Annotated in this window: 23 protein-coding genes; 19 read left to right on the top strand and 4 right to left on the bottom strand. The window is 56.6% G+C overall.

Features of this window, described 5'->3' with window-relative positions; translation table 11 throughout:
• Positions 1-6: 6 nt before the first annotated feature.
• Positions 7-1011 carry an octaprenyl diphosphate synthase gene (gene ispB / locus A6R74_RS13450; protein WP_064235025.1) on the bottom strand — a complete coding sequence of 335 codons (1005 nt, stop codon included), beginning with the start codon at positions 1009-1011 and terminating at the stop codon, positions 7-9.
• A 377-nt stretch (positions 1012-1388) separates the two neighbouring features.
• On the opposite strand from ispB, the gene rplU reads away from it, so the two are divergent.
• The 4 genes from rplU to proB all read left to right on the top strand — a co-directional run bounded on the left by rplU (position 1389) and on the right by proB (position 4602).
• The gene (gene rplU, locus A6R74_RS13445; protein WP_035582831.1) at positions 1389-1700 is read left to right on the top strand and encodes a 50S ribosomal protein L21; all 312 of its coding nucleotides are present in this window, start codon (positions 1389-1391) and stop codon (positions 1698-1700) included.
• Positions 1701-1729: 29 nt separating this feature from the next.
• Positions 1730-1987 (top strand): 50S ribosomal protein L27, encoded by a 258-nt coding sequence (gene rpmA, locus A6R74_RS13440; protein ID WP_008957069.1) that lies wholly within the window; start codon positions 1730-1732, stop codon positions 1985-1987.
• A 183-nt stretch (positions 1988-2170) separates the two neighbouring features.
• Positions 2171-3358: an Obg family GTPase CgtA gene (gene cgtA / locus A6R74_RS13435; protein ID WP_035582832.1), complete on the top strand. Its 1188-nt coding sequence runs from the start codon at positions 2171-2173 to the stop codon at positions 3356-3358.
• 104 nt (positions 3359-3462) lie between these two features.
• Entirely contained in the window at positions 3463-4602 is a 1140-nt protein-coding gene (gene proB, locus A6R74_RS13430; protein ID WP_064235024.1) for a glutamate 5-kinase, read from the top strand.
• A 16-nt stretch (positions 4603-4618) separates the two neighbouring features.
• On the opposite strand, the gene A6R74_RS13425 is transcribed toward proB, so the two are convergent.
• Positions 4619-5614: a DUF1853 family protein gene (locus tag A6R74_RS13425; RefSeq protein ID WP_064235097.1), complete on the bottom strand. Its 996-nt coding sequence runs from the start codon at positions 5612-5614 to the stop codon at positions 4619-4621.
• Positions 5615-5801: 187 nt separating this feature from the next.
• Positions 5802-6278, bottom strand: a complete 477-nt coding sequence (locus A6R74_RS13420; RefSeq protein ID WP_064235023.1) for a hypothetical protein — start codon at positions 6276-6278, stop codon at positions 5802-5804.
• Between the two features lie 202 nt (positions 6279-6480).
• On the opposite strand from A6R74_RS13420, the gene A6R74_RS13415 reads away from it, so the two are divergent.
• From A6R74_RS13415 to A6R74_RS13360, 12 genes are all read left to right on the top strand, one after another.
• A complete protein-coding gene (locus A6R74_RS13415) occupies positions 6481-6849 on the top strand; it encodes a PepSY domain-containing protein (RefSeq protein ID WP_064235022.1) in 369 nt (122 codons plus the stop codon).
• Between the two features lie 44 nt (positions 6850-6893).
• Positions 6894-7568 (top strand): winged helix-turn-helix domain-containing protein, encoded by a 675-nt coding sequence (locus A6R74_RS13410; RefSeq protein WP_007111880.1) that lies wholly within the window; start codon positions 6894-6896, stop codon positions 7566-7568.
• Entirely contained in the window at positions 7565-8941 is a 1377-nt protein-coding gene (locus A6R74_RS13405) for a sensor histidine kinase (RefSeq protein WP_064235021.1), read from the top strand. The genes A6R74_RS13410 and A6R74_RS13405 overlap by 4 nt, the downstream gene beginning before the upstream one ends.
• 32 nt (positions 8942-8973) lie before the next feature.
• Positions 8974-10893, top strand: coding sequence for an alkaline phosphatase D family protein (locus A6R74_RS13400; RefSeq protein WP_064235020.1), 1920 nt, complete (start codon positions 8974-8976; stop codon positions 10891-10893).
• A gap of 158 nt (positions 10894-11051) precedes the next feature.
• On the top strand, positions 11052-12836 hold the full coding sequence (locus A6R74_RS13395; protein WP_064235019.1) for a bifunctional diguanylate cyclase/phosphodiesterase: 1785 nt from the start codon (positions 11052-11054) through the stop codon (positions 12834-12836).
• Between the two features lie 91 nt (positions 12837-12927).
• Positions 12928-13905 (top strand): phosphate/phosphite/phosphonate ABC transporter substrate-binding protein, encoded by a 978-nt coding sequence (gene phnD, locus A6R74_RS13390; RefSeq protein ID WP_064235018.1) that lies wholly within the window; start codon positions 12928-12930, stop codon positions 13903-13905.
• A 76-nt stretch (positions 13906-13981) separates the two neighbouring features.
• Positions 13982-14830, top strand: a complete 849-nt coding sequence (phnC, locus tag A6R74_RS13385; protein WP_007111875.1) for a phosphonate ABC transporter ATP-binding protein — start codon at positions 13982-13984, stop codon at positions 14828-14830.
• Positions 14827-15660 (top strand): phosphonate ABC transporter, permease protein PhnE, encoded by an 834-nt coding sequence (phnE, locus tag A6R74_RS13380; protein ID WP_064235016.1) that lies wholly within the window; start codon positions 14827-14829, stop codon positions 15658-15660. The genes phnC and phnE (A6R74_RS13380) overlap by 4 nt, the downstream gene beginning before the upstream one ends.
• Positions 15661-15676: 16 nt before the next feature.
• Positions 15677-16492, top strand: coding sequence for a phosphonate ABC transporter, permease protein PhnE (gene phnE / locus A6R74_RS13375; protein WP_040479492.1), 816 nt, complete (start codon positions 15677-15679; stop codon positions 16490-16492).
• Positions 16493-16541: 49 nt separating this feature from the next.
• Positions 16542-17171 carry a histidine phosphatase family protein gene (locus A6R74_RS13370; protein ID WP_064235014.1) on the top strand — a complete coding sequence of 210 codons (630 nt, stop codon included), beginning with the start codon at positions 16542-16544 and terminating at the stop codon, positions 17169-17171.
• Between the two features lie 65 nt (positions 17172-17236).
• Complete coding sequence (locus A6R74_RS13365; protein WP_064235012.1) at positions 17237-17749, top strand: C40 family peptidase; 513 nt, start codon at positions 17237-17239, stop codon at positions 17747-17749.
• Positions 17750-17951: 202 nt separating this feature from the next.
• The gene (locus tag A6R74_RS13360) at positions 17952-19757 is read left to right on the top strand and encodes a putative bifunctional diguanylate cyclase/phosphodiesterase (protein WP_082906679.1); all 1806 of its coding nucleotides are present in this window, start codon (positions 17952-17954) and stop codon (positions 19755-19757) included.
• Positions 19758-19765: 8 nt separating this feature from the next.
• Here A6R74_RS13360 and A6R74_RS13355 read toward each other — a convergent pair whose 3' ends face one another.
• Positions 19766-20431 carry a putative metalloprotease CJM1_0395 family protein gene (locus A6R74_RS13355; protein ID WP_064235010.1) on the bottom strand — a complete coding sequence of 222 codons (666 nt, stop codon included), beginning with the start codon at positions 20429-20431 and terminating at the stop codon, positions 19766-19768.
• 87 nt (positions 20432-20518) lie between these two features.
• Here A6R74_RS13355 and A6R74_RS13350 point away from each other — a divergent pair, with 87 nt between their 5' ends.
• The 3 genes from A6R74_RS13350 to A6R74_RS13340 all read left to right on the top strand — a co-directional run bounded on the left by A6R74_RS13350 (position 20519) and on the right by A6R74_RS13340 (position 21865).
• Positions 20519-20746, top strand: a complete 228-nt coding sequence (locus A6R74_RS13350; protein WP_064235008.1) for a DUF2835 family protein — start codon at positions 20519-20521, stop codon at positions 20744-20746.
• Positions 20747-20753: 7 nt separating this feature from the next.
• Entirely contained in the window at positions 20754-21161 is a 408-nt protein-coding gene (locus A6R74_RS13345; protein WP_064235006.1) for a hypothetical protein, read from the top strand.
• Between the two features lie 128 nt (positions 21162-21289).
• Positions 21290-21865, top strand: coding sequence for an antibiotic biosynthesis monooxygenase (locus A6R74_RS13340; RefSeq protein ID WP_064235004.1), 576 nt, complete (start codon positions 21290-21292; stop codon positions 21863-21865).
• The last annotated feature ends 55 nt before the right edge of the window (positions 21866-21920 follow it).

The raw sequence follows: 21920 nt of genomic DNA, 5'->3' as shown, positions 1-21920 counted from the left end.
CAAATTTTATGCTTGGCGATCAACCGCTAAGCGGGCTAACTGGGCCATGCTGTCGCGGTAGGCACTGGGCGGTAGGGCATCCAATTGCTGTAGCGCTTTATCGGCCATCTCTTCGGCGCGCTGGCGGGTGTAGTCGAGTGCGCCGGTAGCGTGAACAATTTCCAGCACGGCGTCGAGCTGCTCAAGCCCGCCATCGCGAATCACCTGACGAATCAGCTTGGCCTGTTCCGGTGTGCCTTGCTCCATGGCGTGGATCAGCGGCAGCGTTGGCTTGCCTTCGGCGAGGTCGTCGCCGACATTTTTGCCCATGGCCTCGGCGTCGCCCTGGTAATCCAGCAGGTCGTCAATAAGCTGGAAGGCGAGGCCCAGGTAGCGGCCATAATACTGGAGCGCCTGCTCCTGCTCCGGCGTAGCTTCTGCCAGCACCGCGCCGCTGTGGGAAGCCGCTTCGAATAATTTGGCGGTTTTACCCAAAATGGTCTCGAAATAATCTTCTTCAGAGATGCTGGGGTTGCCAATGTTGGTCAACTGCAGCACTTCCCCTTCCGCGATGATGCAGGTGGCGCCAGAGAGAATCGCCATAATGCGCATGGAGCCCACATCCACCATCATCTGAAACGAGCGGGCATAAAGAAAGTCACCGACCAGTACCGAAGGTGCATTGCCCCAGGCATCGTTGGCGGTTTTCTTGCCCCGGCGCATATGCGACTCATCCACCACGTCATCGTGGAGCAGCGTGGAGGTGTGCATAAACTCAATCAACGTGGCCAGCGGAATATGTTTATCGCCGGTATAGTTGAGGGATCGGGCGGCGAGTAACGCCAACAAAGGGCGCAAACGCTTGCCACCGCTTTCGGTGATGTACTGGCCGATGGTTTCGACCAACGGCACTTTGGAGTTAAGCTGTTCGACAATCGTCCGGTTGACGGCTGCGAAATCATCGGCCACCACGGCGTGCAGCGGTGAAGGCGTTGGGCTGTCAGGCTGTGCTGAGGAAGCGTTAGCGGTCATGGGATACGTTCATCGCGGCAGATGGAGGCGGGAAGTGCCGCCCGAAGTTGTGTTACGTAGTTTGTGTTACGTAGTTGTTTCACGTAGCTGTGGTTACGTCGTTGGAGCCATGCTATGGGGCTGCCTGTTGGGCGTCAAGATACGTACAAGGTTTAAGGTATCGCATTAGTCATCATTGGCAATTGACATTGATCAGTAGTCTTGTGGTAAGAGTAGATAGTCGCTATAATCCGCGACCCACTCATCTTGCTCCCTGTCAGATGGCTCCAAAAGGGGCGCCACTCGCAGCAGGTCGATAAGAGCACGACTCGAAAGAGCGTAGGAGATGAGTGCCGTTTAACCGTTAGAACGGCATTAACGACAGTCCGGAGAGCGACATGTACGCAGTTATCAAAAGCGGTGGTAAGCAGTACCGCGTTCAAGAAGGTCAAACCCTCAAGCTTGAGAAAATCGAAGTCGCTACCGGCGAAACGATTGAGTTTGACGAAGTGCTGATGGTCGCAGACGGCGATGACTTCAACATCGGTGCGCCGATGCTCAGTGGTGCTAAAGTCTCTGCCGAAGTGGTTTCCCACGGCCGTGGCGATAAAGTTACCATCATTAAGTTCCGTCGTCGTAAGCACCACATGAAGCGTCAGGGCCACCGCCAGTGGTTCACTGAAGTCAAAATTACCGGAATTTCTGCGTAAGCGGTCAATTCCCTTAGGAGGATTTTGCAATGGCACATAAAAAGGCAGCTGGCTCCACGCGTAACGGTCGCGATTCCGAGTCCAAACGCTTAGGTGTGAAACTCTTCGGTGGCCAAGCGGCGACTGCGGGTAACATCATCGTTCGTCAGCGCGGCACGCGTTTCCACGCGGGCACAGGCGTTGGCCTTGGTCGTGACCACACACTGTTCGCACTGAGCGACGGTTTTGTGAAGTTCGAGACCAAAGGCCCGAAAAACCGCAAGTTTGTTAGCATCGTTTCTGCCTAAACGGCTAGTGCTATGCTCGCGGTTGCGAGAAAAAAAGGCCCCGCTATGGCGGGGCTTTTTTGTCGGTTAAATCTGTTTTCCAATCCGTGTTTCCACAGTTCTATATCAGCAGGCTGTTGGGAATGCAGGGTGAAGAAAAAAAGTAGTGCATATTAGGGCGGCGGAAGCGGCCGGGAGAATCCAATGCAGTTCGTCGATGAAGCCTCGATTATTGTTGAGGCAGGCAAAGGCGGCAATGGCTGTCTGAGCTTTCGCCGCGAAAAATATGTGCCCAGGGGCGGCCCCGATGGGGGCGATGGCGGCCATGGTGGTAGCGTTTACCTGATTGGTGACGACGCGCTTAACACCCTGATCGATTTTAAATTCCAGCGCTTCTATAAAGCCCAGAACGGCCAGGGCGGCATGGGCCGTCAGATGAGCGGCAAGGCCGGTGAAGACCTGCACGTTAAAGTGCCGGTGGGCACCACGGTGATTGATGAAGACACCTTGGAAGTCATCGCTGATGTGACCGAAATTGGTCAGGTCGTGTTGGTAGGTGAAGGTGGTCGACGTGGGTTGGGTAATATCCACTTTAAGTCGTCGACCAATCGCGCGCCGCGTCGCACCACGCCAGGTACCGATGGCGACCGTCGCAATTTGCGCCTGGAAATGAAGGTGATGGCCGATGTGGGCCTGCTGGGCATGCCCAACGCGGGTAAATCGACGCTGATTCGCTCGGTGTCCGCTGCCAAGCCCAAGGTCGCCAACTACCCGTTTACTACCTTGGTGCCTAACCTAGGCGTGGTAAAGCTGGGTATGCACGAGCACTTTGTGATGGCCGACGTACCGGGCTTGATCGAAGGGGCGTCTGAAGGTGCTGGTTTGGGGCTGCGCTTTTTGAAGCACCTGACCCGCACGCGTCTGCTGTTCCACGTGGTCGACGTCGCGCCGTTTGATGAGTCTGACCCGGTGGAAGCGGCCAAGGCCATTGTTCACGAGTTGGGGCAGTTCTCGCCAGCGCTTTCCGAGCGGCCACGTTGGCTGGTGCTGAACAAGTTTGACCTGCTGCCGGAAGATGAGCGTGAAGAGCGTGCCCAGAAGATTATCCAGGCGCTGAACTGGGAAGGCCCGGTATTCCGCATTTCGGCGATCAGCAGCGACGGCACCGATAAGCTGGTGCAAGCGGCCTACCGCTGGTTGACCGAGCAGCGCCGCCTTGAGAACGAAGATGAAGAGGCGCTGGCGCGTGAAGAAGAGATGCGCCGCCGGATGGAAGAGGAGTCGGTTGCGCGTACCGAAGATCGTTTGGGTCGTCGACGTAAGCGCGACGATGAAGATGACGAAGATTTCGACGACGATGATTACGATGTTGAAGTCGAGTACGCGCCTTAGTGGTATTGAATGGGTGCATTCGGTAGTAAGCTTAAAGTTATAAGCTAAAAGGGGGCTGCGTTCGCGCGGCCCCTTTTGTAAGTGCCTGATTGAGGTGGGGTCGCATGGAAAATAACGAGCAAGTACTAGGACGCAGCGCGCTTAGCCGTGCACGGCGAGTCGTGGTCAAAATCGGCAGTGCGCTGCTTACCAACGATGGCCGCGGCCTGGACGAAGCCGCTATTGGCGGCTGGGTGGATCAAATCGCCGCCTTGCACCAGCAGGGGATTGAAGTGGTGCTGGTCTCTTCCGGCGCCGTGGCAGCGGGCATGGTGCGTCTTGGCTGGCAGGTGCGCCCTAGTGCTGTGCACGAGCTCCAGGCCGCTGCGGCGGTGGGTCAAAACGTCTTGACCCAGTGCTATGAAAATCATTTTGCTCGCCATGACATGCTCACCGCGCAAATCCTGCTTACCCACGACGATCTTTCCAACCGTAAGCGCTACCTGAATGCCCTTTCAGCGCTACGCACCCTGGTAGAAATGCGCGTAGTGCCGGTGATAAATGAAAACGACACCGTGGTTACCGATGAGATCCGCTTTGGCGATAACGATACGCTTGGGGCGCTGGTCGCCAATCTACTGGAAGCGGACGCGCTGCTGTTGCTAACCGACCAGGAAGGCCTGTTTGACGCCGATCCACGCCACAACCCCAATGCCCAGATGATTGCCGAAGGGCGCGCCGATGACCCGCGCTTAGCCGCCGTCGCAGGCAGCGGCGGAGCGCTGGGTCGCGGCGGTATGAGCACCAAAGTACGCGCGGCGCAGTTGGCGGCGCGCTCTGGGGCGGTCACGGTCATTGCCAGCGGCCGCCAGCCTGATGCTATTAATCGGATAATGGCCGGCGAGGCGTTGGGCACGTTGCTGCGCCCTGATCAGGTACCCATGGCGGCGCGCAAGCGCTGGCTGGCGGGCCAGCTGCAGGTGCGCGGTACGCTGGTGTTGGATGCCGGGGCGGTCAAAGTGCTGCGCGATAAAGGCTCAAGCCTGCTGGCGGTCGGCGTGCGCGATGTGCAGGGCAGCTTTAAGCGTGGCGATATGGTGGTATGCGTGGATGAGCAGGGCGCCTCAGTAGCCAAAGGCTTGGTCAACTACGGCGCCGATGAAGCACGCCAGTTGGCCGGGCAGCCCAGCCACCAGATTGAGGCGATCCTCGGCTACGTGGAAGCTCATGAGCTGATTCATCGCGATAACTTGGTGGTGATTTAGCCGCGAAGGTGGTTATTTAACCCCTACCTCGGGGCGGTAGTGGCACTTGCCGTGGCCAGTCGTCGGGCACTAAAAAGAGCCGTTCATAGCGCTGTTCCTCTGGTGCCTCCTCCGAGTAACAGAGCATCACCTGTTGAGGTGAGCGCCAAGCGTGAACCTTTTCGATAATCGCTGGCAGCACCTCCGCCGCTGGCCGAAAAGCGCTGCGCAGTGGCGGTGACAGCCAGTGGGGTTTTTCCAGCCATACCATCTTCGGCATGGCGGGAAGGCTGGCTGCCAGCTCAGGCCAATCGCGCAAATAGCACCAGGTGCCTCGGCGATGATCTGCTGTTGCCCCCTCCGGGGCTGGCATCTTCGCGTGCCAGGGGTAATACAGCACGCCAGGCATTGCCAGCCGTTGGGTTAACTGTTCGCTTAAACTTGCTTGAGAAACGCCCAGATCTCGTGGCGTTAACCAATGGGCGAGCGTTTCCAGCGCGGGTAGTGTGTTGGAGAGTGGCAGTTGGTGGCGCTGTAAATGAGTGCACTTGAGCGCCAGGCTATCCAGCCCGCCGGGGCCAATCCAGCGGCTTTGGCTGGTGGGCGCGCCAGGCCCTTCAGGTAGCCCCAGGTAGAACTTGATCGCCACTTCCAAATGCACCGGCGCCGGGTTATCGCGGGTGCGATAGAGCATATCCAACTCGCCTAAGGTAGTGCGCTTGCGGGTGATGCGCACGTTTCGGGCGAGCAATCGCGTATTGGGTGCATGGTCTAACAGCGTGTGCCACAGGCGTTCGTGGTAATGGCCCATGCGGGTAGCGCGGCTGCCGTTCAAAGCGGCCAATGGCGGTCGGCCAAGCTGGCGCAGCCAGGGCAGTAGAGCATTCGCCAAGCCTAGCTCTTTAAGTGTCGGGCGCCCAGCGCAAGGGATGGGGGGCGGCAGCTCAACCAGGTCAGGCGTGGCGACCAACCAAGCTAAGTCTCTCAGTGCTGACACTGTGCTTAATTCTGACTCCGTGTTTAGTACTGACATCGCGTTGCCGAGTGCTTCATTCTCCAGCACGCCATGAAGGCTATCGTTCAGCACGGATTTCTCCCCAGCACCTTGATAAGGTTGGCACTATAAAGTTAGCTACATGATTGAACAGCCTACCATAAACGCAGCGGGCTCCCCGTAGGGAGCCCGCAAAGCGATTAGCTAACAGTTTTAGCTAACGTTATTAGTCGCGATCAATTTGGGTAACGTCGGAAGAGCCCTGACGAACGCTGATTTCTAGTTCGCGGCCATTTTCATCGCGGCCTTCGATATCGATGATGCCGCTTCTATCGATGTCGAGGTCTTCAAACTCGACCATGCCTTCTTGGCTGGCAACGTCTAACGCTTGGCGAATATCGTCTTCGCTCATGCCCCAGGCACCGCTAATCAGGCGCTCACGCTTCTCTTTTAGCGTGTCACCGTTGTCGAGGGAGATTTCCACATCGGCGTACCATTCATCATCCAGCCAGCCTTCTACTTCCACACGGCCACGGCTTTTAATGCTAACTTCTTCGTAGTGGCTGAAACCGTAATCATTGGCGTGGGTCAATACGTCATCGATGCGATCCATCGGCAGCGAGTCGGCCTGGGCACTGCCAGCAGCCGCGGCAAGCAGTAGAGCAGAGGTCGGGATCAGCAGCATTTTTTTCATGGTATTCATAGCAAATTCCTTCTTTACGTATTTAAACGTGAGTGTCTATACGTCAATGTTTATACAACTATGCTTATACAACTATGTTTATACAACAGTGCATAAACGGCATTCAGCGAATGCGACAGGGAATTTATACCACTGCAATACTTTCCTTAAGCTGACAAAACTGTTCATCTAGCGTTCATGTTGCTTTTGGCATGCTGGCGCCATGCGTAAACTCTTCTGCCATCTTATTAAACCGCTGCGCAGCTTCCAACGAGGCACTCGTCGCAACGTCACTGGTTTAGCCCTAGTGCTATTGCTGGTGGGCAGTGCTGTGGGTGACCAGCATTGGGAATCGTTGCACGGCGAAGTGCGCCGGGGTGAAGTGGTGCCTCTTGACTCTATTTTGGATTGGCTGGAAGCCCACTATATAGGTGAAGTGCTTGAGGTTGAGGTTGAGCGTGAAGGGGGATATGTCGAGTACGAAATCAAGCTGCTTGGCCCGCAAGGGCAAGTCGTCGAGTTTGAATTTGATGGCCATAACGGTCAACTGATGTCGATAGAGGGCGTACGTATCAACGATATGCGCCGCTAGCTCGTTGCCATCATTTGCCATATAAAAAGAAGGGTAGTTAGCCAATGAAGTGTTTGTTGGTAGAGGATGACCAGGCGCTGGCGCGTGAGCTAAGTCAGGCGCTGCGTGACGGAGATTGGCTAGTCGAGCATGCAGCGACAGGCCAGGACGCCGATTTCCTAGTGCGCACGGAGGCCTACGACACGCTGATTCTGGATGTCGGGCTACCCGATGGCGATGGTACCCGCTGGCTTTCCGCATGGCGAGAAGATGGTATCGACCTGCCAGTGCTGATCCTGACCGCCCGTGAGCGCTGGGCCGATAAAGCCGCAGGCTTTACCGCCGGCGCCGATGACTACGTCACCAAGCCGTTCGAATCGGCGGAAGTACTCTTTCGCCTGCGTGCCCTGGTGCGCCGCAGCCATGGCCATGCCCACCCGGTGCTGAAAGTGGGCGAGCTGAGTTTGGATACTCACACCCAGCACGTTTCGCTTGCCGGTCGCCCGGTGGGATTAACCGCCCAGGAAACCCGTCTGCTGGGTTATTTGATGCACGCCGCGCCGCGGGTCGTCAGCCGTACCGAGCTTTCAGAACACGTTTATGACCGCGACCACGAGCCGGACTCCAACGTGATTGATGTTCAGGTCAGCCGCCTGCGCCGCAAATTGGGCAGTTGGCGCATTGCCACCCTGCGTGGCCAGGGCTATCGGCTATTAGCAGAAGAGCCCGCTAGCGAATGAGTCAAGACACAACCGCATGGAAAGATCGCTGGGCAAAACGTTCCATCAGCGTGCGGCTACTGCTGGCCGTATTGGTAATGGTCGGCCTGGCGCTGCCCATCGCGGGCACGCTGCTGTCTCATCATTACCGTACTTCGGCCACGCAGGCCTTTGACGAACGCCTGGGCGCCACTCTAAACGTCATCATTGCGGGCGTCACCTACGACAATATTGAACAACAGCTAGTCCATGATCAGGCGCTGGGCGACCCGCGTTTTGAGAATGTCTATTCCGGCTGGTACTGGCAAATCACCGATGGCGCGGAAAATACCCTGGCTTCGCGTTCGCTGTGGGATCAGCGCCTGCCGGTCATCGACAATGACACCCTTAGCGCCCGCTCGATACCCGGCCCCCGGGGCCAGTCGCTGCGCGTGGTGGAGCGGGATATTTATCTGGCGCCACTAGAGTCGCCGCTGCATATCAGCGTGGCCGCTCGGGACAATGTGTTAGCCCGCGATATTGGTGAATTTCAACGTCTTTTGTGGGGCGGTTTAGTGGGTTTGGGCGTGCTGTTGCTCGGTGTATTGGCGCTGCAAGTACGCTGGGGGCTAGCGCCGCTTCGGCGTATGCATGCCAATCTGCACGATGTAGAACAGGGGCATGTCGAACAGCTGGATACCCGCTTGCCCGACGAGCTGGCGACGTTGGCTGCCTCAATGAACGCGGTGCTGGCCCGCGATCAGCGCTTGATCGAACGTGGCCGCCATACCGCTGGCAACCTTGCCCATGCGCTGAAAACCCCGCTGAGTGTGATGCGCCTACAGCTACGCCAGCTGCCGGAAGCGAACCGCGCTGCCTGGGAGGTTGAGCTGGCACGCGTGGATAGCGCGGTACGCCACCACCTGGCGCGGGCATCAGCAGCAGGCGAGGGCGTACGCTTTGCGCCGATTGATTTACATGCCACCCTGACGCCGTTGCTCAATGGGCTAGCCAGACTTGCCCAGCGCCGTGGCATTGCGCTGCGCCAAACCTGGTCACCTGACGTTAAGGTGCATATGGATGATCAGGATATCCAGGAGCTGGTGGGCAACTTGATGGATAACGCGCTGCGCTGGGCACACAGCGATGTGCAGCTACAAGTAGCGATTGACGAGCAGCGGTTAACCTTAACCGTTAGCGACGATGGCCCCGGCATGTCTGAAGCGGAGTGCCAGCAGGCGGTACAGCGCGGTAAACGGTTGGACGAACAACGCTCGGGCAGCGGCCTGGGGCTGGCCATTGTGACTGACCTTGTTGCTCTCTACAGCGGCCATATGCAGCTGAGCCGTGCCAGCACTGGCGGGCTGCAAGTGGTGATCGAGCTGCCCGTCGTTGCGCGTACTCGTCGCGCATAATCGTCTCATATTAATAATGGAGACCGCATCGAATGAATGGCACAGATACGATGCCCGATATAGTCGCCGGCCCCCTGTTAAGACGCATCAGTACTACCCGTTTGGTGCTTTGGCTGGTCGCCACCCGGCCGCTGAACATGGCCTTGGTGCTGCGCCCAGGGCGCATCGATAGCCAAACGATTGGTTTGGCGCACCACCAGCAATGCATCGCTATCGGTGAACGAGCATTTATTTACCTGATCGATTGCGAGCTTGAGTCAGCGCTGCCCTGCGACGAGCGCATCGAATACGACCTGCAGGTGGAATCCCCGCAGGGTGATTGGCGCTCTCTGCCCGAATGGGCGCCGTGGCTGTGTTATGACGGTGCCGCCTATCCCGCTTTTGTGATTGCCTCGCGCCATCACCGTCTGATGCACGGCTCCTGTCGCAAGCCTCATCACGATAGTGCCGATGGCTTGGTGCGTGCCGATAGTTGGCTTGCCGAACAGCAGTCAGCGCCCACCGAATGGCCCGCCTGGCTGTTGATGACCGGTGACCAGGTGTACGCCGATGACGTGGCAGGGCCAATGCTGCGCGCCCTGCATGCGCTGATTGAACGGCTAGGGTTGGTGGATGAGTGGCTGGAAGGCGCTACAGTGGATGATAGTCAGGCGCTTTATCAGTCGCCTGATAGCTATTACCGGCGTGCGCAGCTGCTGCCCGATGTGACCAGCAACGCGGCGCTGCGCGAACGCTTTTTCGGCGGTGTCAAAAAGCCGGTGTTTACCTCGGCGAATGCCCATAACCATTTGATGACGCTGGCCGAAATGCTCGCCATGTACTGCCTGGTGTGGTCGCCGACGCCCTGGCAAGTGATTGCCCCTGAAGCGCCTGTCTTGGATGAAAAAGACGCCGAGCTGTATCGTCAGGAACAGGCGGTGATCAATACCTTTGTTGACGGTTTGCCCCAGTGCGCGCGACTGATGGCGCATCTGCCCAGCCTGATGATCTTCGACGACCATGATGTCACCGACGACTGGAACCTGACCGCCGATTGGGAGCGCGCCGCCTACGGGCATCCGTTCTCTAAACGCATTATCGGTAACGCTCTGGTAGCGTATCTGCTCTGCCAAGCCTGGGGTAATGACCCGGATAAAATGAATCCGTTAGTCCACCACGCCTCGACGCTGATGGGCGATGGCGACCAACCGCTAGTCTGCGCTGAGCAGGATGGGCTAATTGAACGGCTGCTGCGTTTTCAGGGTTGGGAGTTTCAGGTGCAGGGCACCCCCGCGCTGATTGTGCTCGATACCCGCACCCGCCGCTGGCGCAGCGAACGCAGCCCGCATCGGCCTTCAGGCTTGATGGACTGGGAGGCGCTAATGGAGATGCAGCAGGCACTAATGGGCGCCAAGAGCGCGGTGATTGTCTCTCCCGCGCCGATGTTCGGTGTCAAGCTGATAGAGGGAATCCAAAAGCTGTTTACCCTCGCCGGTAAGCCGCTGGTGGTAGACGCCGAAAACTGGATGGCCCATAGGGGCGCGGCCAATACGCTGTTGCAGATTTGGCGGCACTCCAAAACCCCCGGCAACTATGTGATTTTGTCTGGGGATGTGCACTACTCGTTTGTCTACGACATTGTGGTTCGCCATCAGCGCCGCGCGCCCCACCTGTGGCAAATTACCTCGAGCGGGATCAAAAATACCTTCCCCAAAAACCTGCTCAATACCTTTGACCGCCTCAACCGCTGGCTCTACGCCCCTTGGTCGCCTCTCAATATATTTACCAAGCGCCGTAAGCTAAGCGTTCACCCCCGCGACCCTGACCGTGCCAGCGCCGGTGAGCGGCTGTGGAATGCCAGCGGTATTGGCCTGGTAACCCTTGACGAGAAAGGCCGGCCTATCGATATCCGTCAGCTTGACGCCGACGGCAGCGAAGTGGTGTTTCCAGCCCCGGAGAAGCCTCTCTCTTGACCACCGTTTAGCGCCAACTGCTTGATGCCCTTGATGATTGTCATGATAGCGTCATAAAAATGACGCACGCTTGCAGCTTATCAACAACCTCCAGGGAAGGTGACACATCATCGGCACCACCGAGGGTTACTAGGGTGGCAGAAGAGGGCAGCAGGCAAATGACCGCACAAGAAGCGCAGTGGCTTAACCAAATTATTGCGGCAGAAGAGCTGCACGTGCTCTTTCAACCCATTGTGGATGCCAGCCAACGGGCGATTTATGGTTACGAAGCGCTGATACGTGGGCCTAAAACGTCGCCGCTGCACTCCCCGTTACGGCTGTTTGAGGTAGCTACCCAGGCAGGCAAGTTAGTCGAGTTAGATTTGCTTTGCCGGCGCCTGGCAATACAGCGTTTTGCAGAGCTCGATCTGCCCGGTCTGCTGTTTCTTAACGTGATGCCGCTGACCATCGTCGAGCGCGATTTCCGCGAAGGCTTAACGCTGGGGTTTATTCGTGACAGCGGTTTGCCTCCAGAGCGGGTGGTGATTGAGCTCACCGAACACGTGCCGATCCATGACTACGAGCTAATGCGCCAGGCGGTGGATCACTACCGCACCATGGGCTTCCAGGTGGCGCTGGATGACCTTGGCGCCGGGCACTCAAGCCTGCGCCACTGGTCGGAGCTACGCCCGGATTTCGTGAAGCTCGACCGCCACTTTATCTCCGGGATCGATCAGGAGCCGGCCAAGCGAGAATTTCTGCGCTCGATTCTTGATGTAGCCCGTAGTCTGGACTGCCAGGTGATTGCCGAAGGCGTGGAGACCGCCGCTGAGCATCTTTGCCTGTGGGAGCTCGATCGCGGGCTGGCGCTGCTGCAAGGCTTCTACTTCGCCCGGCCCAGCCAGCAGCCGCCGTTAGAACTCAATATGCTGCTGCCCGCAACCACGCATCTAAAAAGCCCCGCAGGGCGCACCGCGCGGTCTATTTTACGGGCGATTGACGCTATAACGACGGATTGCGCGGTGCCGTCTATCTCCGAACGGTTTCGCCAACAGCCCAGCTTGCGCTGCGTGGCCGTGCTAGAAAATGGTAAGCCCGTGGCGGTGGTGCGTCGTAATGCGTTTTTAACCCTGTTTACCAACCCCTTTAGTCACTCGCTGTATGCCAAGCGCCGCGTTCTGGACGTTGCTGACGCACGTATGCTGGTGGCGGAAGCGGATACGCCACTGGAGATTTTAAGCCAGCAACTGACCGATAGCAGGGATATTGAGCAGGAAGATTTCGTCATTGTTAATGCCAATGGTGACTACCTGGGGATGGGCAACATCGTTGACCTTTTGCGCGAGATTACCGCCATCCAGGTACGCCAGGCGCGGCACGCAAATCCGCTGACCGGCCTGCCGGGCAATATTCTGATCAATGAAACCCTGGCGACCTATTTGTCCGCTGGGCAGGGGTTTGCGGCGGCCTACGTTGATCTGGATAACTTTAAAGCCTTTAACGATGCCTACGGCTACGCACGAGGCGATCACATCATCATTTCGCTATCACGATTACTGCAAGCGCAGGTAGACAGTGCCGGAGGCTTTATCGGCCATATTGGCGGTGACGATTTTATGATGTTGCTGCCGCTTGAGCACTGGGAGAGTGTCTGCCAGCAAATTCTGCACTCATTCGAGGTGATGGCGCCGGGCTTCTATGAAGAGGCCGACCGCCTTCAGGGCGGGATTCAAATCGAAAACCGCCAGAATAAACTAACGTTCTTCCCCTTTGTTAGCGTCTCGATTGCGGTGAAGCCCATTCCCGATACGACCCGCTGTCAATCGCTGGATATCGCCAGCGAGCTGTCTGAGTTGAAGCGCCAAGCTAAGAAGATGCCTGGCAACAGTTTGTTCGTGGAGCGTCGTGATCACTGCTCGGATCCCGAGGGCAAACTGATGGGCTCTGTCACCGGGTGTTCATAAAGACGTCACCAACTGGTCATAAGAGTGCCCCCTATTTGTCATTTTAAATCGTCAGGATATCGGCATCTTCTAACAACGCGACAGGTGACCCATGCAGACATCCTTTTTTTCCCATGCGCTTCCCCGCACATTAATTAGCGCCGCCGTTGCCAGTGCTTTCGCCTTAGCTGCGGTGAACGCTTCTGCAGATCTCTCATCACGCTATGTGGATAACGATGGCGATATGGTCGCCGATGCGCCTAGCGATGAGTCTCAGTGGGCCGACCCCGATACCTTGGTGTTTGCCTATACCCCGGTTGAAGATCCTGCGGTTTACGCTGGTGTCTGGTCTGACTTTTTAGAACATCTTAGCGAAGCCACTGGCAAAGAGGTGCAGTTCTTCCCGGTTCAGTCCAACGCTGCACAGTTGGAAGCGCTACGCGCGGGTCGTTTGCATGTCGCCGGGTTTAATACCGGCAGCACGCCTGTGGCCGTTAACTGCGGTGGCTTCCGCCCGTTTGCCATGATGGCTTCTGACGACGGTAGCTTTGGTTACGAAATGGAGATCATCACTTATCCCGGTAGCGGTATCGCGTCGGTTGAAGATCTCGCAGGGCGTCAGATGGCCTTTACTGCTGAAACCTCAAATTCTGGTTTCCGCGCGCCCTCTGCACTGTTGCTCTCTGAGTATGGATTGGAAGCCGACAAAGATTACAGCACCGCGTTCTCAGGCTCTCACGATAATTCCATTCTCGGTGTAGTGAACAAAGATTACGAAGCCGCTGCTATTGCCAACTCTGTTGGCACTCGGATGATTGCTCGTGGTGTCGTTAATGAAGGTGACTACGAGATTATCTATACCTCAGAAACCTTCCCCACCACGGCTTACGGTTTGGCCCACAACCTGAAGCCTGAGCTTGCCGAGAGCATCCAGGACGCGTTCTTCAGCTATGACTGGGAAGGTACTCCTCTCGAAGCGGAATTTGCTAACTCCGGTGAGTCACAGTTCATTCCGATCTCCTACGAGGAAAATTGGTCGGTCATTCGTACCATCGCGGATGCCACTGGCGTGACGTACGACTGCGATTAATCGATTAGCCAACGCGTTTTATTCGGCCAGGAGGGCTCACCTTCTGGCCGTTTCGCTATACATATGAGGTGGAACGATGTTGACACTAAGTGGCGTAGGCAAGCGCTACCCCACCGGGGATCGAGCGCTGACGGATATTGAACTCACGCTGCCCAAAGGCCAAGTCATGGCGCTGATTGGGCCATCGGGCGCGGGTAAAAGCACGCTGATTCGCTGTGTGAACCGGTTGGTTGAACCTACCCAGGGCAGCATTCGCCTGGAAGACATTGAGCTCACCAAGCTTTCAGGCCAGAAGCTGCGTCATGCGCGCCGCTCGATGGGCATGATTTTTCAGGAGTACGCGCTGGTCGATCGGCTCACCGTGATGGAAAACGTGCTGTCAGGGCAGCTCGGCTATGTCGGTTTTTGGCGCAGCTTTTTACGTCGCTACCCGCAGGAAGCCGTGGTTGAAGCTTTCCGGTTGCTGGAAAGAGTGGGCCTCCCCCATGCGCTTGATAAGCGTGCCGATGCGCTATCAGGCGGGCAGCGGCAGCGGGTGGGGATTGCTCGCGCGCTGTTGCAAAGCCCCAAGTTACTGCTAGTAGATGAACCGACAGCCAGCCTGGATCCAAAAACCTCGCGCCAGATTATGCGCCTGATTCGCGAGCTGTGCGCAGAGAGAGACCTGGCGGCGATCATCAATATTCACGACGTAGCGTTGGCGAAGCAGTTTGCGGATCGTATCGTCGGCCTGCGGGCGGGTGAAATCGTCTTTGACGGTCAGCCGAGCGAACTGACGAGCGAGATACTCACCACGATTTATGGTGAAGAAGATTGGGATACCACGCCCGAACCGATGGAAGAAGACGAAGAAGAGCAACCCGCCGTAGTGCGTTCGACGTCGCATGAGGTAATGCCCGCTTTAGCGACGGGAGGCGCACGATGAACACAGCGAATACATTGGCCGAACGGCGGCAGCAGGCAGCGCGGCGTGGCCAGTGGCGGCGTCTAGCGGTGATCGAAAATCCACGCCTGCGCTGGGGGCTCGCTATCGGCGCGGTGGTGTATCTCTTTTTAGCGCTTGCCTCGGTAGAGGTTAACTGGGCGCGGGTTGCCGAAGGGTCAGCGCGGGCGGTGAATTTTTTGGGCGCCTTTATGCAGCCCGATTTTATCAGCCGTTACGACGATATTGTCGCGGGGTTGATGGAAAGTTTAACCATGACGCTCACCTCTACGGTTGTGGGTGTGCTGCTCGCGATACCGGTTGGCCTGGGCGCAGCGCGTAATATTTCACCCTTACCGATCTACTTAATCTGCCGCGCCATTATTGCCGTTTCACGCACGTTTCAAGAGATCATCATCGCGATTTTATTTGTGGTGATGTTCGGCTTTGGGCCGCTGGCGGGCATGATCACGCTGGCCTTTGCGACGATTGGCTTTATGGCCAAGCTGCTGGCGGAAGACATTGAAGACTTGGATTGGCGTCAGGTTGAGGCCGTACGCGCAACCGGCGCAGGCTGGCTGCAAATCATTAACCAAGCGGTTCAGCCACAGGTCATGCCGCGCTTGATCGGTCTTTCGGTTTATCGGCTGGATATTAATTTCCGCGAGTCGGCGGTGATTGGCATTGTCGGGGCGGGCGGTATCGGCGCTACGCTGAACACTTCGCTAAGCCGCTATGAGTACGATACCTCTGCGGCGATTCTGCTGATCATCATCGCCATCGTGCTGCTGTGCGAGTACAGCTCAAGCCATGTCCGTCGCTGGACCCAGTAATTTTTGGAGACATTAAATGCCTGTTTCATTTACATCACAGGGTCTGCCGGTTTGGCGACGGCGCACCACGCGCGCGCAATGGTTGCAGTACCTGGCGTGGCTAGCGGGTGTCAGCCTATTTCTACTGTGTTGGAAGTTAATCTCCGACAATACCATGTGGGTGTTCGTCGAGGATGCTGGCCGCCAGGGCAGTGACTTAATTAGTCGCATGATGCCGCCGCGTTGGGAGTATGCCAATGTGCTGTGGAAGCCCATGTGGGACACGCTTAACATTGCAACGCTGGGCACTGTCATCGGCGTCATGATGGCATTTCCGGTAGCGTTTTTGGCTGCTCGTAATACCACGCCGCACCCACTGGTTCGAAGCGTGGCGCTGATGGTGATTGTCTCGTCGCGCTCGATTAACTCGCTGATTTGGGCAATGCTGCTGGTGACCATTCTTGGCCCCGGCGTACTGGCGGGGATTATCGCTATCGCCCTGCGCTCCATCGGCTTTGTGGGCAAGCTGCTGTACGAAGCGATTGAAGAGATTCACCCCACCCCCGTTGAGGCGATTAGCGCGACCGGCGCGAGCCGTATGCAGGTGATGAACTACGGCGTGTTACCGCAGGTTATGCCCGCCTTTGCCGGCATTAGCGTCTACCGCTGGGACATTAATATCCGCGAATCCACGGTATTGGGATTGGTCGGGGCCGGTGGTATCGGTCTGCAGTTGAATGCCTCGATCAACAGCCTCGCCTGGGATCAGGTCAGCGTTATTTTTATTATGATTTTTGCCACTGTGCTGGTGTCGGAGTGGATCTCCGCGCGGGTGCGCCACGCGATTATCTAATCATCGGCTTCCTAATCTGCAAACTGCCTAGATCGGCGAGGTTACCCCTATGCGCTTTCCTGAAGCCGAACAAACAAAGATAGATTTATTGCGCCACGGTGAGCCGGTGGGCGGGCGTATGCTCCGCGGCTCCACCGACCATCCGCTCAGTGAAACCGGCTGGCAGCAGGTCACCGATGCAGTGATGCGCCAAACCGTAGAGGGGCATTTACCCTACGATGCGATTGTCACTTCGCCATTAACGCGCTGTCGCGAATTCGCCCTATGGCTGGGTGAAGAGTTTGATCTGCCGGTTCAGGTGGAAGAGGATTTTGCCGAGCTGCATCTGGGGCGTTGGGAGGGCAAAACCCATGCCCAGGTGTTTGCCGAAGAGGGCACTGGGCGAATGAGTGCGTTCTGGCACGACCCCGCTGCGGTGTCTCCGCCCGGTGGCGAAACCCTGCACGCCTTTGACGCACGATTGGCCGGGGCCTGGCAGCAGTTGTTAAGCAATCCGCCGGGCAAGCATGTGCTGGTAGTGGCCCATCTATTTGTCTGCAATGGCCTGCTGCGCCAGGTGATTGAGCAGCCGCTTTCGCGGGTATTGGCAATGGATTTACCCTACGCGGCAATGAGCCGGGTGCGTCATGAGCGCCATGCGCTGGGTGAAACCAGCTTTGTCGAGTGGATCGGCCGCTAACCATTGGCGGCTAGGCAGGCTTTGGGCCATCATGAAGGCACGTTGGTTTATTGGAGCGGCTGCCCATGCTGTTGGTTCGTCTGTGGTCTCTATCTTGCGGGTCGGCACCTTCTGGAAGGTGGCTGCTAACCGGTCTGTTGCTGCTGGCGTTAGCGGGTTGCGCCAGCCGTGATCTTACCCCCATTGAGGCACCGCCTAGCCGCGCAGGCCTCTCTATGGAGCGTGCGCTGATTCTCTCCCATGCCCAGCAGGCCATTGGCACACCGTATCGCTTTGGGGGCAATACGCCCGATGGTCTGGACTGCTCTGGCCTAGTGGAAATGACCTACCGAGCGGCGGGTATTCGCGTGCCGCGTACCGCTGAGGAGCAGTTTCGTGCCTTGCCCCAGGTGGAAGCCCCTCGCCCCGGCGATCTGCTTTTCTTTGGCGAGCGCCGCAAAGCTACTCATGTCGGGATTTATCGTGGCAACGGCCAAATGATTCATGCACCTGGCAATGGCCGTGCAGTAGTCAGCGTGCCGTTAGATATCGATTACTGGCAGGCGCGCTTTTTGGGTGCGGCCAGTCCAGCGCCTTAACTTATTGTCTCGTCAGCCGATAAGGTACTCCTCAGGGTAAAGTACTCCGCAGGGTAAAGTACCTTCGCCTTCATAGGGTGTTATTATGCCTGGCAACACTACTGCCTTCATAATAACGACGCTATTTACCTAATAACGGCTCTATATAACAACGAATTTATATGGCGATGGCTCAATAAAACGACGAGGAGAGCAAAGACGTATGTTTGAATCCTTGAATTTATCGAAGGAACAGTCTTTGTCTCAACAGCACTCCCAGCCAACACCTTCACTGCCCCGTGTGAACGCGATGCCAACAGCATCCGTCGACCAGACAGCGTCTCCCGCTGAATCGGTATTTTGCTACGCCAATGAAGCGATCATTATTACCGATGCGGAAAATCGAGTGGTGGAGGTGAACCCCGCTTTTTGTGAGTTAACGGGGTTTACCCAGGGTGATGTACAGGGCAAAACGCCGGGAGCATTCAGCATTTTACCGCTGGATGATAGCCGCACCACGCGATTGATGCGTGAAGAGCTGCAATTGCGTGACCGTAGCAAAAGCCAGGTGAGCTACCGTAGCCACGATGGCCAGTTTTATCCGGGGATGATGTCGATTAATCGTGTGCGCGATGAGCACGGTGAGATCGATCACCATGTGATTGTGTTGGCTGACCTTTCAGCTATTCCGGCACATGCCCGACACCTTAATCGAGAAGTCTATTTTGATGCCCTTACCGGGCTACCTAACCTGCAACTGCTGACCCAATTGATTCAAGAGTCCATGCAGCATGTAGAAGCGCAGCAGCTACCCCTGGCGGTGTGCTCGCTGGATATCGATTTCTTCAAAAATATTAATGACCGTTTGGGTTCCACCGTGGGCGATGCGCTGCTGTCTTCTTTTTCGCAGCGTATAAGCCATCTGCTGTTTGGGGATGATGTGTTGGCGCGAGTGGGGGGCGACGAGTTTGTACTGTTACTCCACCATGGCGTCGATGACGATTTTTTTGAGAAGTTGTTAGCCTCCATTCGCCAACCACTGATGATTGACGGGCAGAGTATTCACCTGACGGCAAGTTTGGGGGTGACGCTCTACCCAAATGACAACGTTCAGGGCGATCTACTGTTACGTCATGCCAATCAGGCGATGTACCGTGCCAAACAGCGTGGCCGCGATACCTTTCACTTTTTTGACCCGAACCATGACCGCTTACTGCAGGTGCGCCATGAGCAGCGCCAGCGTTTTATAGATGCACTCAATAACCAGGAGCTGCGCCTGTATTATCAGCCCCAGGTTGATATGCGTAGTGGCAACGTGGTGGGCCTGGAGGCGCTGATTCGTTGGCAACACCCTGAAGAGGGATTGCTTGCGCCCGCGCAGTTTCTACCCATTATCGATAATACGCCGTTAGAAGTGGATCTTGGCGAGTGGGTCATTGAGCAGGCGTTGCGCCAGTTAACTAAATGGCATGCTCAAGGCATTGCGCTGCCGATCAATGTGAATATAAGCCCTACGCATTTGCTAGTGGATAACTTTAGTCAACGTTTAGGCGAACTGCTGGCACGCCACCCCGATGTGCCGCCCGCAATGCTCAAACTCGAAGTGCTGGAGAGTGCTGCAATGCACGACATCCAGGCCGCACTGCAAAATATGTCGCGCTGTCAGTCACTGGGCGTGAGTTTTGCTATCGATGACTTTGGTACCGGGTTTTCGTCGTTAACCCACCTACGGCAGCTGCCGGTCAGCCTGATCAAAATAGACCAGAGCTTTGTCCGCGACATGCTCAGCGATCAAGACGATATGGCGATCGTGGAGAGCGTTATTTATATGGCTAATCGCTTTAAACGGCCTATGTTGGCAGAAGGTGTAGAAACCTTAGAGCATGCCAAAGCCTTGATGTCGCTGGGGTGCGAGTTAGCTCAAGGCTATGGTATTGCCCGCCCGATGCCTGCCGAAGCACTGCCTGCCTGGCTGGCGAATTGGCCTAGTCGCGGGGAGTGGAATTCCCTCGCAGTGTCGACCAACTAAGCGGCCGACTAAGCGGCTAGCTCATCAGCGGCTGATGCATCTGAGGGGGGCGTGTTAGTGGATGTAGCAGTGGGTGAGGTTGCCGCGGCGCCGTTGCTGCGAGCTTGCTCCATTTCACTGCGCTGCATGGACGCTTCGAGCTTAGCTTCCAGCAGGTACTGCCGTGCTTGGGCGGCAATTTGGTAATCTGTCGGGGACGGATCTGCAGGTGCCATTGCCGCAGCGATCACCGTCTGCATTTTTTCGATAGTGGCTTGGGGGTCGTTGGGCACCGGGCCATAATCGATGGGTACCTCCCCCGCGACTGCATAGCGCTTGCCATCGGGGCCAACTTCGTACTCGTAGCTGGCGCCGCCCGTATAGGCGCCGCCCGCTATTTGGTGCGCCATCTCGTGTTGGCGTACTTCGCGGTCGGTCTGTTTAAGTTGATCTAAGTACTGAATCTCTTCCGGCGCCATAGGCGTGCCGTCCGCCCGTTTGGGGCCAGCCTCAGCACTGCTAATCTCTTCGCTGCTCTCTTCACTAGCGCTAGTCGTTTTTGGGTCGTCGGTAGACGCCGTATCTTCTTCAAGTGCACGGCTTTTAGCGGCTTGCTCAACCCGCGGGGAGATTGTATTCGCTGAAGGGTACGCCCAGGCAGCGAGGGACACAGTGCTAATGGAAGAAACGGCCATAGTTAATTACCGACTAAGTACGAGTTGGGATACCATGAAGTATTAGCGAGCAATGCCGAGAGTGCAAGTTTGCACGATGCCGACCCTATGCAAACCATTGATGTGTTCATTAATCTTAACTACGACGAGTGCCTAGCCCATTACGAAGGGCGTATTGCCAATGTACGTACCCGCAGTGTTGATGGTCGTTGGGTAATATTTCCCGCCGAGGCGATTCGCCGAGTGGTGGGGCGTGATGGCGTACGCGGTATTTATCGATTAAGTTTTTCTGAGCAGGGTCGATTCATTAGCATAGATCCCTTAACCGGACGTTGAATTGCCTATGCACCGCCATGGAACACCGATCACCTTAAATGACCTCATTTATTCCATTATTCCCAATTTAAACAGCGCTGAAAAGTTAGTTTTCGCTACGTTAGAAAGCTTGATTGAAGCTGCTTCAAACCCTTTGGATATCCTTAAACGCACCGAGCAGCGCCAAGCGTTTAGTCTGGAAGTTCATCGTATACACATCAACCTGGAGCACCTGCTAGGCCGTTACCGAACGGAACTAGATGTCGTGCTACGTAGCGAGGGCGAATATACCGGCCCGGTAGTTGACCCTGACCCCCAAGAGGCCGATGCCATCCGCTGTGCTGTGGATATCTATATTCATGTATGCGCGTTTCAACGCGGAGAGCGTCCCAACCCTGTACCTGGGCGTGAAGCTACGCTGCGCAGACTGTCATAGCGTAACATTCACAACATGGCATCATCATTGCTTGTATAATGTGGCAATTCTGACTTTCTGGGTTACCCCCTTGAAAGCAAACAGCCTGCCTACCCGGCCCTGGCTGTGGACACATTAGGAGATATACCATGTCTGCCTCACCTGTCACATTGATGGTGGCTCGTCGCGTTGAGCACGGCCGCTACGCCGACTTTAATCGTTGGCTTAACGAAGGGCGCGAGCTGGCGGCCGATTTTGCTGGCTACCTCGGCTCCGGCGTATTGGCTCCCCCTGCCGATGACGACGAGTATCAGATCATATTCCGCTTTAGCAGTAGCGAAACCCTAGCCGCCTGGGAACATTCAGCCTCACGGCATGCGTGGTTGGCGCGCGGTAAGGGCTTGTATGAAGCGCCCCATGAGCACCGTGCCACCGGGCTGGATGCGTGGTTTCAAACCGGCAGCAGCGCACCGCCGCGCTGGAAACAGGCCGTGGCCGTGTGGCTGGCTTTCTTTCCTATCTCGCTAATCTTTCAACTTGTATTTGGTGGCGTACTGGCCGATTGGGCGCTGCTGCCGCGGGTGGTGGTGAGCACGCTAATGTTGACGCCAGTGATGGTGTTTGTGTTTATTCCGCTCTCTATGCGTTTATTAGCGCCCTGGCTGCAAGGTAAATGGTCACCGCTGGATTTATTGGCGCGTTGGCGCCACGCGCACCGGTCATAGCGTACCTAATTAATAAGCGTTGCTTTTGTTGATACCTCCATGGGGTTCGGCGCTG

Origin of the sequence: Halomonas sp. ALS9, assembly GCF_001651035.1 — a bacterium.
Classification (GTDB): Bacteria; Pseudomonadota; Gammaproteobacteria; order Pseudomonadales; family Halomonadaceae; genus Vreelandella.
Note: the sequence above shows the minus strand (reverse complement) of the source record. Positions and strands in the feature narration are given on the sequence as shown.